Origin of the sequence: Pseudoclavibacter sp. CFCC 13796, assembly GCF_008831185.1 — a bacterium.
Lineage (GTDB): Bacteria > Actinomycetota > Actinomycetes > Actinomycetales > Microbacteriaceae > Pseudoclavibacter_A.
The window spans coordinates 1585409-1599717 of record NZ_WBKD01000001.1; the positions used below are offsets into that span (position 1 = coordinate 1585409).

Annotated in this window: 16 protein-coding genes; 13 read left to right on the forward strand and 3 right to left on the reverse strand. The window is 62.8% G+C overall.

The genetic code is table 11. The features are described 5' to 3' along the window. Positions 1-11 precede the first annotated feature (11 nt). The 6 genes from F8O07_RS07095 to F8O07_RS07120 all read left to right on the forward strand — a co-directional run bounded on the left by F8O07_RS07095 (position 12) and on the right by F8O07_RS07120 (position 6159). Complete coding sequence (locus tag F8O07_RS07095; protein WP_158031384.1) at positions 12-1037, forward strand: ArdC family protein; 1026 nt, start codon at positions 12-14, stop codon at positions 1035-1037. A gap of 8 nt (positions 1038-1045) precedes the next feature. After that, complete coding sequence (locus F8O07_RS07100) at positions 1046-4093, forward strand: hypothetical protein (protein ID WP_192496688.1); 3048 nt, start codon at positions 1046-1048, stop codon at positions 4091-4093. Beyond that, positions 4090-4647, forward strand: coding sequence for a crossover junction endodeoxyribonuclease RuvC (locus F8O07_RS07105; RefSeq protein WP_158031386.1), 558 nt, complete (start codon positions 4090-4092; stop codon positions 4645-4647). Before F8O07_RS07100 ends, F8O07_RS07105 begins: the two co-directional genes overlap by 4 nt. Positions 4648-4711: 64 nt before the next feature. Beyond that, positions 4712-5155, forward strand: a complete 444-nt coding sequence (locus tag F8O07_RS07110; RefSeq protein ID WP_225733210.1) for a prepilin-type N-terminal cleavage/methylation domain-containing protein — start codon at positions 4712-4714, stop codon at positions 5153-5155. Between the two features lie 97 nt (positions 5156-5252). After that, the gene (locus F8O07_RS07115) at positions 5253-5699 is read left to right on the forward strand and encodes a hypothetical protein (protein WP_158031387.1); all 447 of its coding nucleotides are present in this window, start codon (positions 5253-5255) and stop codon (positions 5697-5699) included. Then, positions 5677-6159 carry a type II secretion system protein gene (locus F8O07_RS07120; protein ID WP_158031388.1) on the forward strand — a complete coding sequence of 161 codons (483 nt, stop codon included), beginning with the start codon at positions 5677-5679 and terminating at the stop codon, positions 6157-6159. The genes F8O07_RS07115 and F8O07_RS07120 overlap by 23 nt, the downstream gene beginning before the upstream one ends. A gap of 24 nt (positions 6160-6183) precedes the next feature. Here F8O07_RS07120 and F8O07_RS07125 read toward each other — a convergent pair whose 3' ends face one another. From F8O07_RS07125 to F8O07_RS07135, 3 genes are read right to left on the reverse strand one after another with little or no spacing between them, the layout of a single operon-like run. Further along, positions 6184-7980, reverse strand: a complete 1797-nt coding sequence (locus F8O07_RS07125; protein WP_158031389.1) for an SIR2 family protein — start codon at positions 7978-7980, stop codon at positions 6184-6186. A 56-nt stretch (positions 7981-8036) separates the two neighbouring features. Beyond that, the gene (locus F8O07_RS07130) at positions 8037-8657 is read right to left on the reverse strand and encodes an aminoacyl-tRNA hydrolase (RefSeq protein WP_192496689.1); all 621 of its coding nucleotides are present in this window, start codon (positions 8655-8657) and stop codon (positions 8037-8039) included. A gap of 47 nt (positions 8658-8704) precedes the next feature. Beyond that, complete coding sequence (locus F8O07_RS07135) at positions 8705-8902, reverse strand: hypothetical protein (protein WP_158031391.1); 198 nt, start codon at positions 8900-8902, stop codon at positions 8705-8707. Between the two features lie 85 nt (positions 8903-8987). On the opposite strand from F8O07_RS07135, the gene F8O07_RS07140 reads away from it, so the two are divergent. From F8O07_RS07140 to F8O07_RS07170, 7 genes are all read left to right on the forward strand, one after another. Then, a complete protein-coding gene (locus F8O07_RS07140) occupies positions 8988-9332 on the forward strand; it encodes a hypothetical protein (protein WP_158031392.1) in 345 nt (114 codons plus the stop codon). Continuing rightward, positions 9329-10111, forward strand: a complete 783-nt coding sequence (locus F8O07_RS07145) for a hypothetical protein (RefSeq protein WP_158031393.1) — start codon at positions 9329-9331, stop codon at positions 10109-10111. The genes F8O07_RS07140 and F8O07_RS07145 overlap by 4 nt, the downstream gene beginning before the upstream one ends. Positions 10112-10130: 19 nt before the next feature. Continuing rightward, positions 10131-11000: a hypothetical protein gene (locus F8O07_RS07150; protein ID WP_158031394.1), complete on the forward strand. Its 870-nt coding sequence runs from the start codon at positions 10131-10133 to the stop codon at positions 10998-11000. A gap of 42 nt (positions 11001-11042) precedes the next feature. Next, a complete protein-coding gene (locus tag F8O07_RS07155; protein ID WP_158031395.1) occupies positions 11043-11885 on the forward strand; it encodes a hypothetical protein in 843 nt (280 codons plus the stop codon). A gap of 19 nt (positions 11886-11904) precedes the next feature. Beyond that, a complete protein-coding gene (locus F8O07_RS07160) occupies positions 11905-12789 on the forward strand; it encodes a hypothetical protein (RefSeq protein WP_158031396.1) in 885 nt (294 codons plus the stop codon). After that, on the forward strand, positions 12786-13193 hold the full coding sequence (locus F8O07_RS07165) for a hypothetical protein (RefSeq protein ID WP_158031397.1): 408 nt from the start codon (positions 12786-12788) through the stop codon (positions 13191-13193). The genes F8O07_RS07160 and F8O07_RS07165 overlap by 4 nt, the downstream gene beginning before the upstream one ends. A 194-nt stretch (positions 13194-13387) precedes the next feature. After that, positions 13388-14098, forward strand: coding sequence for a hypothetical protein (locus tag F8O07_RS07170; protein WP_158031398.1), 711 nt, complete (start codon positions 13388-13390; stop codon positions 14096-14098). Positions 14099-14309: the final 211 nt, after the last annotated feature.

The following is a 14309-nucleotide window of genomic DNA, read 5'->3' on the forward strand; positions in this document are numbered from 1 at the left end:
CAACTGACGGTATGGCATCCACGGCAGTCAGAGGCAGAGATCGCGGGCGAGCACCGGGCAGGGGAACCCCCGGCAGCTTCGACATCAAGGATCAGACGAAAGCCGAAGTCACCCTTGATGCTTCCGCTGGGGGAAGCAAACCATCGAAGACCCAGCAGTTCCAGCAGCAGGTGGCGACCGAGATTCTCGCGCGCATGCAGGAGGGCACCGCTCCGTGGCAGAAAGCGTGGCAGCCCGGCGCTCTGCAGGGCCGTCGTGCGGTGAACGGTTCAACCGGTCGCCCCTACTCGGGGCAGAACAGCCTGTGGCTGCTTGTCCGCGGGTTCGATCGAGGGTTCACGGATCCGAGATGGGTCACGTTCAACCAGGCGAAGAAAGCCGGTGCGAAGGTCAGGCAGGGCGCGAAGGGGGAGCGCATCCTCATCTACAAGCCCTTCGAGCGGAAGAACGCCGACGGTACCCCGAAACTCGATGAGAAGGGGCGCCCGATCACGGGTGCGTTCGCATCGACTGCGACAGTGTTCAACGCTGAGGAGATCGACGACATGCCAGCCATGCCCGGCAGTGTCGAGCGCGAGCGCACGTGGGAGGACGCCGGCACCGGTGAGGCTCTGATCGCAGCCAGCGGTGCTCACATCGTCCACCAGGACCAGTCGCAGGCGTTCTACGTACCGGGGTCGGACACGATCACTCTCCCGAACAAGGAGCAGTTCGACTCCGAGACCGGCTACTATTCGACGGCCTTCCACGAGCTGTCCCACTGGACCGGGCACTCCTCGCGACTGGACCGTGGCACCCACGACGGGTTCGGCGGGCACGAGTACGCGCGCGAGGAGCTGGTCGCGGAGCTCAGCTCATTCCTCATCGCCGGTGAGACCGGGTGCGGGTACGAGCCGAGCAACAGTGCCAGCTACTTGCAGGGGTGGGCGCAGCGGCGGGACCAGTCCGATCCGCAGAAAGAGGTGCAGGCGGCGCTGCACGACGCCAGCAAGGCGACACAGTTCCTGCTCCGCCCTCTGGAGGATGAGCCCGCATAGGTTGACGCATGAGCAATCCCGCGTATGGCCCTGACCAGTATTCACCGAACGTGACTGACTCCGGTGCTCTGAAGCTCGCCGACTCGGCCGTCGCTCCGCTGGTTGCGGCAGCCCGAGGGTACAGCTGGCTGCAGCAGGATGCCGTGAAGACGTTCGTGACAGACAAAGGCATGGGGCCGGGGAACACGAAGACCGCTCGGCAGCTGCGGGAATGCGTCGCCGACACTGGTGCGATGGTGATGCCGTGGTTCCGGGTCGACCGGGTGCTGGAGGATGTGTCTGCGGGTCGTCAGCCGCATTTCGATGCGCTCCAATATCGTCCGACGAGACCGCGCACGTTCGAGGATGGTCGAGTAGCGAAGTATGAGCTGCGTCTCGGTGACCCCTCGGTGATCGATGTGCACCCGGCGACCCCGAAGTCATGGTTCGAACCCGGCGGCACGGCACGGATCATGGTCACCGAGGGCATCCTGAAAGCGGATGCTGCTGTGACCGCCATGTTGAACGCCGCGGACGTCGATCCAGAGATCCTCGCATCATCCGGGCTGCCGGAGGCATCGCGGGTCACGCTTACTGAAGCGATGGAAGCCGTCCCGGTCAAACAGCGGACACTCGTGCTCGCTCTCGTCGGTGTCGGCAACTGGCACCGCAACGCCCTCGAGTTCTCCGCCATCCCACTGAAAGACACACAGACCGTGCTCGCGTTCGACGCCGACGCGGCAACCAACATCAACGTGTGGACGCAGCTGGACCGGCTGACCACGTTCCTCTCGGACCGCGGTGCACGCGTAGCGTACGTCGACCTCGCCGAAGCGAACCTCGCTGACGTACAGGCCGGCGGCAAAGGCAAACTCGGCATCGACGACGCTCTCGCGAAGTACTGCGACTGGGCTGACTTGGTCGCCTACGACCGGCTGCAGCAGAACCTGCCCGCCCGTCCGAAAGACGACGTGGTCGCCAAGGAGGGTGCCTGGCGGGTCACCGGTTCGTCCGACTCACAGCCTGCCGGCACCAAAGTGCAGGTCTGCCACGAAGTCCAGTCCGAGTTCGGGGGCAGCACCGGCACATTCCGTTGGAGCGACCGCTTCCCATTCGCGGGCCGGATGGATCGCCTCATCTCCAAGCGAAGCCCGACGAGCACGGAAATCGAATCCGGTGTCTACGAGCGCGGGTGGGCCCCGAAAGACAGCCCAGAGCTGGAGAAGACCGCGGTGCTGGAGCTCGGCTGGATCGACCCGGTGTCCGGCGACCCGAAGTCAGTGAAGGTGGAGGGCCCTGCACAGGTGATCGCGTATCAGGAGCCACGGGATTGGGCGCGCCCGAAGAGCGGTGTGGACCTCCCGATGGATGTCTTCTCCATCCCGGAGTTCCCGCCGGCGAAAGAGGGACGCGAATGGCTCAACGCGGTCAAAGCCCACCGCGCCGCTGACACCCAGGTGGTCACCGCATGGGACACGCTCGGCTGGGTCCCCGTACCCGGAGCCGACTACTGTGCGTTCATCGCAGGCAACCAAGTCGTCACCCCGATCGGCGAGGACCAGCGGAAGGTCATCTCCGCTGTCTCCGAAGTGGACCTGCCCGGGGCGAGCAGGTTCGGACTGAGGCTGCCGGAGGGGGAGGTCGGCAGCGAAGAGTGGAAGGAGCATGTTCGCCGCGCGGTCCGCGACGTGTTCGCCCAGTACGTCTTCAGCGGCGTCTGGTCCGACCGTGGAACCGCGGCAGTCGTTCTGGCAGCGGGCCTGAGACCGTACGTCCCGGTGAAGACCCATTCGGTGGTCTACCTGCAGGGCCCTCCGGGGAAGGGCAAGTCGTGGACGGCGTCAGCGATCGCAAGCTTCCATCAGGCGGCACCCGGGCTGTTCGACAACAACAGCCTGCCGTCAGGGGCGAACTCGACCGCGTTCGCGACGGAGATCGCCGTGTCGAAGGCGAACCTGTGGATCGTCGACGACATCGCCCCGACGCTCGACCGTCGGAAAGCTGACGAGCAGTCGTCGAAGATCGCCGACCTGATTCGCTCCATTCACAATTCTGCGTCGCGGCAGCGCGGCAACGGCAACGGCGGGCTCGCGAAGACCCGGACGCCGAAAGCCCTCCTGGTGCTCACCGCGGAGAACAACGCCCAACTTCGCAGCGTGCGCGACCGCACTCTCGAGGTCACGTTCGGAGACGGGTCGCTCAGCGACGGGGCGAACGGTCACCTCGTCGAGGAGGTCAGCGGTTTCAGAGACACCAACCCGGCTCCCGCCACGCTCGCCGGTGCCCTCGTCCAGTACCTCCAGCATGTGGCTCTGCAGACAGCCCACGGTTGGGAGGACACGGTGCACACGTTCAAGGAGATCCGCTCCCTCGTGGAGGACCAGTACCGCGAGCGCATGCAGGCGAAAGGCGTGAACCCCGCGAACGTGGCAAGGAAGGCGAAGATCGGAGCCGACCTCGGTATCGGTCTGCAGGCGCTCGCTCACCTGATGGCGTGGGTCGGCGGTCTCGACCGCGAACTTGCGGCGGTGAGCGCTCAAGGCGAGGACACCCTGTTCCAAGCGCTCGGCGACCTGACTGCGAGCAACGCCCTCGGCCAGCAGCTGCATTCGCCGGGCGCCACGCTGGTGGAAAGCATCCGGGGGATGCTGCTGTCCGGTGAGGCCTACTTGGACAGCGCTGCAGGCGACGGGACCCCGCCACTCGGAGGCGATGCAAGCGCCGGCAACGCCCAGCTCGGCTGGATGCGCACACCGGAGGGGGAGTGGCGTCCCCGTGGGCGGTACATGATCGGGGTGGTCGCCGAGTCACCGGACGACACCGATGAGCGTGTGGCCCTCATCGTTCAGAAGCCGACCGCGAGTCTCGCCCTCCGCTTCGACCCCACCATCGGGCACGGGTCTGACGGGTCGACCATCTTCCGCAACCTGTACACGGAGAAGCTCGTGCACCCGCACTACCAGAACCATCTGCAGGCCAACGACCGGGTGTCGGTGCAGATCAGACGCTCGAAGAACGTGCGGTTCCGGGGAGTTCCGTTGAAGCTGTCGACGATCTTGGACGGAGGTGCCGAATGAGCGCTGCAAAGACGGTCGTCGGTCTTGATCTGAGCCTCACCGGCACTGGCCTCGCCCGTGTGGTTAAGGGCGGCCTCGAGGTGAAGCGCATCGGTTCTTCGGGCTCTGCGGATGCGACTTTGTCGGAACGGTCGGGGAGGCTTCATTTCATGGCCGAACGCATCCTCGACTGGACGGGCACACCGGTGCTGGTTGCGATCGAGTCACCCGCGTACCGCAGCTTCAGCGGTCACGCCCATGACCGGTCTGGGCTGTGGTGGTCGGTGGTCTCCGCGTTGTTCAGCAGCGGTGTCACGGTCGCTGAAGTGCCGCCTGCGACGCTGAAGAAGTACGCCACGGGGAAGGGCACTGCGAACAAGGACGCCATGATCGCAGCCATGGTCCGCCGCTTCCCAGACGTGGACATCAACGACAACAACATCGCCGACGCTGTGGCCCTAGGGTGCGTGGCCGCACGACTCGTCGACCAACCGATTGACGGTGTCCTCTCGCAGGCGAGAGGTCAGGCGTGGAAGACCATCACCGACAGGATGGGGGATCTTCAGATCGGCTGACTCCTGCTACGCATATGTCTTCGTTGACCGGTCAGAGCCGGAGACAAGAAAGGCATCACCCCCGATGAAGACACATAAGCGCATGGAGCAGCGGCTCCGCGACTGGCAGGTACGACGAGCACACGGCGAGCAGGGCTTCACCCTCGTGGAGCTGCTGATCGTGGTCGTGATCCTCCTGATCCTCGCAGCCATCGCAATCCCGATCTACCTGGGCCAGCAGGACAACGCCCGGCGCTCGTCGGTGAAGTCGGCCCTGCAGTCTGTGCAGAACCAGCTCGCCGCCGACTCGATCGAGAAGGCCCTGACCACCGCTGCGATCAACTCCGCGATCACCAGCGCCGGCTACTCGACCAGCACGGCGAAAGGGCAGGTTGTCTTCTCCGCACCGGCCGCGACCGATGTGACCTCTACCGGGTACAAGATCAAGGCCGGCTTCTCGAAGGACGGCACCACCATCGAGTACAAGTTCAACGTCGATCAGTCGGGCAAGATCAGCGAGAACTGGTAGGCGCCACTCCGTCTGACCAACCGCACAGGGCCGGTGAGCTTGCCATTGCTCCCGGCCCTGTGCTGGTCCTCCGCATAGTTCCATGGGTGTGACACACATGAATCGATTGCCGAAGACGCTCACATGCTGCGCTGCCGGTGCCGCCCTCCTTGTCGGGCTGGGCTTCGGCGTAGTCGCTGCGGTCAGTGGGCATCAGGCAGCCGCAGCGGACCAGCGGGTGATCGACGCACTTCGCGTCGCCCATGGGAACGTGGTCACCGGCCAGGGCGACAATGACGACCAGTCGATGACCATCCCACAGATCCTGGTCGCCTACGACCAACCGGCAGATGTCACCTACACGGCAACGCCAGAAGACACCCCCGTGCACTCGTTGACCAGCTGGACAGTCACCGGCTGCCTCGGCTCCACCTGCCACACCATCGACCAGAACGGGGCGATCGACCCGGTCCACGATGACACCGACCAGGTGAACACCGACGACCTTCCACAGCCCACCCAGCCCGAAACGGAGCACGTCGATGCCACACCTGACCAGAACTGACGACAAGTCAGAGCACGGGTTCACGCTGCCAGAGCTCATCACGGTCATTGCGATCAGCCTGATCATCGCCGCCGTCGCCGTACCCTCGTTCCTAGGCTTCCGCGCCTACAAGCACAACAGCGAGGTCAAAGCCTCCCTCACCTACGCGTCCGACCAGCTGAGCATGGCGAAGGCGACACGCAGCAGCGACAAACAGACACTCGGCGAGGTACTCAACGGTCGAACCGGGGTGTACGACAAGTCAACGTTCCCAGCCGGCGTCCACGTCTGCACGGATGTGGGTTCAGCGCTCGACGCCAGAGGAAACAGTCTCAGCTGGCCAGTGAGCTTCTCCCAAGTCGAGGACTGGAAGCTGATCGGATACTCCGACGACGTCAACCGCACCACCTGGTACATCGACCGAGAGGGAAACCTCACCTCCGACGAATCGAACACGAGACCGGTTCTCTGCCGGTCGTGAAACTCAGGTTGAATATCGGGGATGTCAGTAGGGCTGATTCGGGTAGTTATTCTTTACTAACGAATCACGCAGACCTTCGACCCCGTCAGAGATAGGTTTACCAAGGTATGCTTCCCATGACCGCCGTCCCTCCTCATCGAGTTTTTCAGTGAACCTATCCTGAGAGAATGGGCGTTTGGGTTCATCACGCGTCCAGCCGGCATGTCTCGATATATATAGGCCGTTCTCTACGTACCCATGAAGATCTGATGCAGGGCCTTGACTGACTATAAGTGCGTGTCGGTACAATCGATCAATGACCGCGTTCCGTACTCGTTCTGGAGATGCGACGAAATCACTGAACAAACCTTGCAGGGAGTCGAGCAGGAGCTCATCTACAGGATAGTTTCTTCGACTATATTTGCCGCTTGCGAAGGCTTTCACAGTGTCACTCGGGAGGCAATCCGTTTGAGACAATGCCAACTCGAAGGGGAGAGCCTCACCTAGGCCGTTTTGGACCGTCAACTCCGTCTCAGATTTAATGAACAGTTCTTCTCGCCCGGTGAGGCTGGCTAATGTACCAATGATCGATTGCAGAAGAAAGCTCGGCCATTTGCGGAAAGGGGCGCGGACAACGGTGCTTCCTTCACGTAGGACAGACCTGTCCGCTAGCTTCTGCAACGTTTGAAGCCACAGCTCGTCAAGGCTCCCGTTATCGTGCCATACGCCTGCGATCACCAATCTATGAAGAGTCTGACAACGACTTAGGCATGATTCCCATGCATTCTCAAGTTGCTGGACAGATTCAGATGCGGAGGAAAGTACTCCAGACTGGTCCACCCAGTCCATGACCCGATCGGCTTCGCCCATCACCAAGTCATACAGTTCGATACGGTGAAGAGGGTCAGGAAGGTAGCGCTTGAGCTTTGCGACTGCCAAGTCGGTCGTCAGCTGTGGTACCTGCATTCTCTCCAGAGCCTGAAGACTGTCGTCTAGTTCAGCGAACATGTGGTCCGCGTCTTCTGTCTGAATGACGTTACCATTGGCGTTCTGAATGATCGCCTTCGCAGGGTCACCTTTGGAGCTTCTGCTGTCCCAGTAGAGACCGTAGCGTCCGCAGCCCGATTCGAGCAGTTTTCGGAGCTCGATGTCCCAGTCGGCTGACCATCCACAGATAATGACGCCGAAGTCGTTGAACGCCTGCGAGATCACCTGGGAAAGATGTTCTGGATATTCAGCTTTAAGCTCCCCCACTGTGTTGCGCACAGTGTCGTCTGCGTAGTCGCCGTTGACTTTCAGCACGGTCACTCGCCCACGACTGAGAGGCAGGGCTGTTGTCGCCTTTGCCTCAGTGGATATGACCTGGTAGTCAGAGACGCCGTTGTCTTCCAGAGCTTTCTCGATGAGCCGATCGAAGTTCGTTGTGACGATCGTCGTGATGTACCCGGCTTTCACCATGCGTGCGATCCGCTCGTGGGCGATGCTTGGTTTTGCCAGTTCGCCCTCAGCCGTGTTCGTGAAGTACTTGCTGAGCCTGTCACGTCGTTCCACTGGGTTGCTGGTGAGTTTCTCTATGACCTGGGAATACCCCAGTTCCTCGCTGAATGTGTCCTTCCACCAAGCCCCTGCCCAATCGGGGCTATTAGCTTCCTCTCGGAGCTGCTCCACCCGCTCTGGGTACTTGGCACAGGCGACTTCGAGGGCCAAATCCTTCGTTACCTCCCATCCTGTCTTCACCAGAGCACCGCGAGAAGCGCCGGAGCCCAGCATGATGCAGTAGGACTTGGGCTGGGAGTGCAATGCCAGTGCGAGAATCGTGCTGGGGGAGAGTGGGTCAGCCACGTCGAGCCTTTCCGGGGCAGGACCGTCCCTCCCCGGTGAACCACTGTAGACGGTGGTCAATCAACCACTACAGTGACCGAACCCGGATCGATCTCTGTGTGTCCAGCGTCAGTGATGACCACGCTGTGCTCACCGGAAGTGATGCCGTTGACGAGGTTGATGTGGCCTCCTGCGTCGAGCCAGAGTCTCGTCCGTCGCGGATGAGCGCTGACGAACACCTGTACAGCGTGGCAGACCTGCGCGATGATCTTCCCGGTCGTCATTCCAAGCGCATCGTTGACATGCATGACGAGCCCGCCTGGTACCGGCGGTCGACAGCCGGACTCCAACTTCAGTCCTGAGACCTGCGCTGATCTGACAGCTGGAGGCTGCTCTTCGAGCGCCATGGGGGAGAACACGATCATCTCTGCGGTTCCAACCCGAACATGAGCGTTCAGGAGTGAGTCGATCGTTTCGATCTGTTCCCATCCCTTCCCCCGTGCGCGTTTGACGATCTTCGCGAACGGTCCATCCACCCAGTGTTCAACTGCAGCGATCACCTCAGGCCGTCGATCCGCAAGGATCATGAGCATCCCACGCACCGCCGCGTCGACTGCGTCCTCCCGGGTGACCTGCTGGCCCACATGGTGCTCGGTTCGGAGAACGAACACCATGGCCGTACCGTTGCCAGTGCGCATGCTGCGGCCCCTCTCCTCGGAAGTTGACATAGAACGCCTATGCGACGTCAGGCGGCTGCGGACAGCTCACCCTCTGACTGCGCTGCTCGTGCAGTGGCGAGCCCGGTGACCTGCTCTGACCTGATCGTCCATCCGTCGACGAGCTGAGCCCGTCCAAGAGCCGCCGCCTCAACAGCTGACTCCGCTTCGACCGTGACGGTTGCCGTCTGCTCGAAGGCGACTGTGACCTCGTACTGCTGCGCCATGATGCTCCAATCACGAGTGGCGTACCAAGCCGTGTGCGCGGACCCGCCGAACAGCGAACCGTCCGGTGCCGCGCACATACCAGGCATGACGGTCACAGGCACGCATCGAAGTCCCCGAGTCGGGGAAACCATCCTCCTCGACGGCGACCGTTTCGCGGTCATCGGGCGGGGCGTCGAGTCGCCCGCCGAAGTCGCAAAGCGCATCACGAAGGGCGGAAGACGATCGCATAGGCCCGGCTGGCTCCAGCGCATGTTCATCCCGACACTCTCCGACGAGCGCGAGCGGCTGGCACAAGCCGGCCTGATCCCAGCGGCCGGAGCCCGCACGAGCGGATTCCACCTCCAATCCCTCTCCGACGGGCATCTGATGACGGTGCCGTCAGGAAGATACGACATCGAGCCCGCATCTGAGAACGGAGTCCTTCTGTGAACCCATTCGATCCGACCCAGCACCCACGCGGCAACCAGAGCACCGGCCACGCCGGCCAGTTCGCAGCGAAGACTCAGACGAGCAGCGAAGTCTCTCTGACCACTCTGGAGCAGGAGCGTGAAGCTTTCCGCCAGCACCGCAGGGAGAGCTACCGAGACGCTTTCGTCCATGCACGCAGTCAGCTGGATTCGGCTCGGAACGCCTATACCGGAGTGCTCCTGACTGAGATGCATCCTGACATTCGGTCTGTCAGTGTGTCACACGATCACAACGGCAATGTCACTTCGATCACGGCGTACCGGACAGCGGGCCGCAACGAGCGACACATTGTCGCGCAGGCAGACACACCAGCAGCCTTCTTCGATCGAATCGGGATCACAGATGCCGAGGAGAGGCGCTTCCTGGCGAACTCCCCAATGTTCATGGGCGCCCAGGACATGGTCCAGAAAATGTTCACCGTCTCCGTCGATAGGGCCCCTGGCGAAAACTCCATACGGACCCAAGAATCGACGATCCTTGACGCCTCCCAATCGACAGGGAGTGAGATCGTGTTCCCTGACGAGCAGAGACTGAGCATCACCGCCTGGATGGGGCGAGACGCAAGCCCGGTCATCGCCATTGACACAGGCTGGGGTGAGCAAGGCACAGGAAATGTGAGGGTCGCCATGAACGACAACGACATCTTCAATTGCAACCCAGAGACCGACGAATACAGCGGCGACGAGGAAAAATACCGGCACCTGTGTGAGGTGGCCGGAGTCGACCCGGACGACTCTTGAGCCGCGCACAAGCCCATGTATGAGCACATTCGACCCGACCCAGCACCCACGCGGCAACCAGGCGACCGGCCACGCCGGCCAGTTCGCAGCGAAAGCGCAGTCGGCCAGTGAGATCGGTCTCACACGGGCTGACCGTGAGGAAGCAGTAGCGGCTGCGTGGGAGCGCCACGACTACGCTCGTGCGTGCCGTGGGCTCGAATACGGTCGACTGGCTTCGATACGTCTCCACGCGATAGACCCGAGGCTGTCTGCGGTCAGGATCGTTCGCAGCCGAGAAGACGATGAACGGTTCGAGATCACCGATTACCTTGGCACGGTACCTGACTGGCACCCCATCGAGGAGCACCCGAGCGCCGAAGAGCTTCAGGACACGCTCAACCAGACCATCGGCTGCGACGAGGACTGCGACCAGCGGGCGGTGTCGTCCGATGCCGCTGCCTATCTGGCGACATATTCGACGACACACGTTTCTGGGTTCGACGATTTCATTGTGATGCCAGTCGTCCCGTTCACGTCTGTTGAAGAAGAGTCCACGAGGGTCCAGCATGCTGAGACCGTGGTCGAGCAGGCAAGCGAGTCAGTCGCTGACGCGGTCGCCGACCTGGCCGTGGCGAAGCTCAAGACAGAGCACCCCGGGGTCACGGCATTGACTCTCACCGCTGACCCCGACGACGGGTACCTGCACGTGCAGAGCGCGAACGGCGTGGGCGGAGGGGTAGACGTGCGTACGGATCGTGCGATAGAGGATTTCGCGGACAGTCTGGGGTTCGACCGTCTCGCCGCTGAGGAGCAGGACGTTCGGCAGGCGGTAGACCGCCGGCTTGGCTCGGGGGCATGGCGTCCGGGCGGGGTTGCGGTCGCCCCCACAACTGGCCACGGTTCCTACTGACCCGCGTAATGCGGCCGTCGTAGGCAGCTCACATATCGAGTCATGAGCACTTTCAACGCAGCCCAGCACCCACGCGGCAACACATCGACCGGGCACGCCGGACAGTTCGCCACCAAGGCTCAGAGCACCGCTGACGTGAGTCTGGGCGGCGCGCCGGATGACGTGGCCTCCGAGCTGGAGTCACGGTTCCTGCAGGACCCGCCCACACTGTCCACGAGCAGCTATCACGGGCTTTACATGAACCGCGAGAACTGGGGGCCGAGCCTCGCGTTCCTCCCCGCTGATGTGCCGGCTGAGCAGGCGAGCACCGACGACTTCATCATCTCGACAGGGGAGGCCAAAGGGGCGTTCGTCAATGCCCGTGGTGAAGATGTCCGTCTGTCTGACGCCAGCGACGAGCATTACCGATTCGTCGGGCCGATCTCTGATGATGCCGTCGTCCAGCAGCGTGCGGCCATCTGGGCGGCAGGGGCGGAGCACCTCGAAGCGGTCACCGCATTCGAGCAGGACGGTAGAGCCATCTTCGCCGAACTCGAAGACAACAGGGGAGTGAGCGACTACGACAAAGTCAGGTTCAACGGGGTATCGGTGATCGGAACAGCACGGGTAGACGGCCAGCTTCGCCGGGCCTACGGGACGGCGGTGGGAGGCAGTAACGCCGACGGTTCACGGGCGTTCAGGCTCGCAGTCGACACTCAAGGCAAAGTCCGCACCCTGTACGGTGACGATTCGCAGAAGCAGCAGCGATACCAGCAGGTACTCGACGACCATCCGGAGGAAGTCGCCCGCATGGCCGGTCACGTCACCAGAGTTTTGGAGGCCAGCAGGAGGCATCAAGAAGCTCAGGAAGCACTGCGTCAGCAGACCGGCGAGTACTACGGTTGAGCCGCACACAACCTCAGGCATGAACGCATTCGACCCGAGCCAGCATCCGCGCGGCAACCAGAGCACCGGCCATGCCGGCCAATTCGCCGCTAAACCGCAGAGCGCAAGTGAGATCAATATCGTCCAGCCTGATGGCCCCGGCCTCCGAGCAGAGTACGCGAGAGTGGTCGCCGACTACGGATCGGGTCTGAGCGCCGACTCTGCGGACCGCATCACCCGCGAGAGGATCGAAGACGACACTCGCTACATCGTCGGGCAGGCGGCTCTGGATGAGGCTTACAGTGGCGTGCCGGTCGAACGCCGGCCACAGGCGTTAAGCGCGCTTGCCGAGTCGAACGCCGGCCAGCTCATCGACGGGGAACTCCAGGACCGAGCCACCTCCCACGCCCTCGTGGGCCTGCTCGAACAGTTCGAGGCTGGCACTGTTCTCGAAGTGTCCAACTGCCACTCCGACGGGCGCTACCGCCTGCACCAGATGGCTCGACCGGGGGACAGGGCATGGAAGACCCCGGAGCAGCTCGGGGTGACCGATCTCCGTTTCTACCAGCCCATCCGCAACGACACATGGCTGGCATTCTCCGGCGCCCAACCCACATTCAGAGAGGGTGGGGTCACCGAACAGCGGCTCGTATCGACAGGAGTCGCCTGCACGTCTACGACCCCGCCTCCACCGGAGCAGCGAGAGAAGATCGCTCTCGACCTGATCGACCAGATGATCAATCAAGACCAATTTCGCGGCTACATCCCCGCGGAGCCCACAGACGACCTGCTCGCCCATATCGACCAGTCCGTCTACACGGATGAGGTCGTTGACCAGCTGCATCTGGACAGTGCCCGCGACCTCCCGGAGAACCTCTGGGCCACGTGGCGTGAGCACGCCCACGCGAAAGAGACCCGGTCGTGAGCGCATTCGATCCGGCGCAGCACCCACGCGGCAGCGCCGGTCAGTTCAGAGCCACGGAGCACACTCCAGCTGAGCTTCGTCTCGGTCGAGCGCTCGAGGCAAGTGAACGCTCCTTCGAACGGCAGCGCCAACCCAGCCTGCGCGCACTCGCCGAACAGGCATCCGACATCATCCGGCAGCACCCCGAGGCCCGCTACGCGGTTCGCACCACCGGTGACAGTGTGAGGCTGCTCGACAAACGCTGGAACCGGGTCGGTACGGCAACGCTCAGCAACGGCTGCGCCAGCGATGCGGAGCTGATCGACTTCGGGCTCGTCGACAGAGAGGACGAGGGACTCACGTTCTACCTGCGCTCCCTGATAGACCAGCATTACGAAGCACAGCAGCACACATCACAATCATGACGACATTCGTTTCTGAACTTCACCCACGAGGGAACCAGACCACAGGTCACGCCGGACAGTTCGCAGAGAAAGCTCACAGTGCAGGGGAAGTCTCCCTCGCACAACCCCCGATCTCCTTCCCCCTGCCGACGACGACCGCCGTTCTGGCAGCCCAGGAGCTTCGTGAGGCAAGCCGAAAGCTGTCGGCACTGACCATGGCAGAAGGTGCACGACGAGTCCTCGCCCAGCATCCGAATGCAGCAGCACTCACTGTCGGCATCAACCACGACCCGGTGAGCCCCGGCGTCGGCCCGTACGTCGACGTCCAAGACGCGGGTGGTGCAATGATCGCTCGTGGTGTGCCGTTCACGTGGGCGGAGCGCGACCCGAACGTACTGGAGGAAATGGGCCTCGTCACCGACTGGGACAACGACAGCGACGGGCGCATGTCTGGTGTCGTCAGACTCGCGGACCTCGCAGCCCAGGTGCAGGAAATCCAAGATGGCCCAGCAGTCACCGACGATGACGACGACCTGATCTTGAGCGCCAGAGACGGCCGCATCCGCTCCGACCTGAAGCAACGCGCATGGGCGACAGAGCATACAGCAGCTGCCGCAGTCGCTGCCGAGTCGTTCGCGGCTCTCCAAGAGCAGTACCCCGAAGCCGACTCCGTTGAGTTCAACATCTACACCGACGACAACGGCGACTATGTGAGCGTGTGCGACGCAACCGTCTACGACGCGTTGGGTAGGGTCGTCGTCGACGACTACGAGGACTTCGACCTGTACGACACCGACCCGGAGGGTGCCATCCGGTTCGGCGGGCTCCGGCAGGAGAGCCCCGGGTGCCCAGTTGTGCTCACGAGAGACAACGCAGCGGCCAACCTCAGGCAAGCACTTCAAGACGATCGGGAAGCCCGTTGGTGATCGCAGAAGCGATCTGGCGGGGCGGCGACTGCCTCATAGAGCCCGGTTCACGACACCGTACCGCCGCGGGGAGAGTCACCTCGCATGCTCCAGCCGCGCCGACGCAGCCGATCACCGAGAGGAAGCTTCGGTCCTGGTTTCGCCGCCTCGACACATGGCTGGCGCACGAGGGGAACGCCGAGCGCAGGGCACGTGGACTGTTCCCGTGCGA

What these genes read in the sequence shown, in the direction of transcription:
- F8O07_RS07095 (WP_158031384.1), top strand. Translation starts at nt 12, where the DNA reads ATGGCATCCACGGCAGTCAGAGGCAGAGATCGCGGGCGAGCACCGGGC.
- F8O07_RS07100 (WP_192496688.1), top strand. Translation starts at nt 1,046, where the DNA reads ATGAGCAATCCCGCGTATGGCCCTGACCAGTATTCACCGAACGTGACT.
- F8O07_RS07105 (WP_158031386.1), top strand. Translation starts at nt 4,090, where the DNA reads ATGAGCGCTGCAAAGACGGTCGTCGGTCTTGATCTGAGCCTCACCGGC.
- F8O07_RS07110 (WP_225733210.1), top strand. Translation starts at nt 4,712, where the DNA reads ATGAAGACACATAAGCGCATGGAGCAGCGGCTCCGCGACTGGCAGGTA.
- F8O07_RS07115 (WP_158031387.1), top strand. Translation starts at nt 5,253, where the DNA reads ATGAATCGATTGCCGAAGACGCTCACATGCTGCGCTGCCGGTGCCGCC.
- F8O07_RS07120 (WP_158031388.1), top strand. Translation starts at nt 5,677, where the DNA reads ATGCCACACCTGACCAGAACTGACGACAAGTCAGAGCACGGGTTCACG.
- F8O07_RS07130 (WP_192496689.1), bottom strand. Translation starts at nt 8,657, where the DNA reads ATGCGCACTGGCAACGGTACGGCCATGGTGTTCGTTCTCCGAACCGAG.
- F8O07_RS07135 (WP_158031391.1), bottom strand. Translation starts at nt 8,902, where the DNA reads ATGGCGCAGCAGTACGAGGTCACAGTCGCCTTCGAGCAGACGGCAACC.
- F8O07_RS07140 (WP_158031392.1), top strand. Translation starts at nt 8,988, where the DNA reads ATGACGGTCACAGGCACGCATCGAAGTCCCCGAGTCGGGGAAACCATC.
- F8O07_RS07150 (WP_158031394.1), top strand. Translation starts at nt 10,131, where the DNA reads ATGAGCACATTCGACCCGACCCAGCACCCACGCGGCAACCAGGCGACC.
- F8O07_RS07155 (WP_158031395.1), top strand. Translation starts at nt 11,043, where the DNA reads ATGAGCACTTTCAACGCAGCCCAGCACCCACGCGGCAACACATCGACC.
- F8O07_RS07160 (WP_158031396.1), top strand. Translation starts at nt 11,905, where the DNA reads ATGAACGCATTCGACCCGAGCCAGCATCCGCGCGGCAACCAGAGCACC.
- F8O07_RS07170 (WP_158031398.1), top strand. Translation starts at nt 13,388, where the DNA reads ATGGCAGAAGGTGCACGACGAGTCCTCGCCCAGCATCCGAATGCAGCA.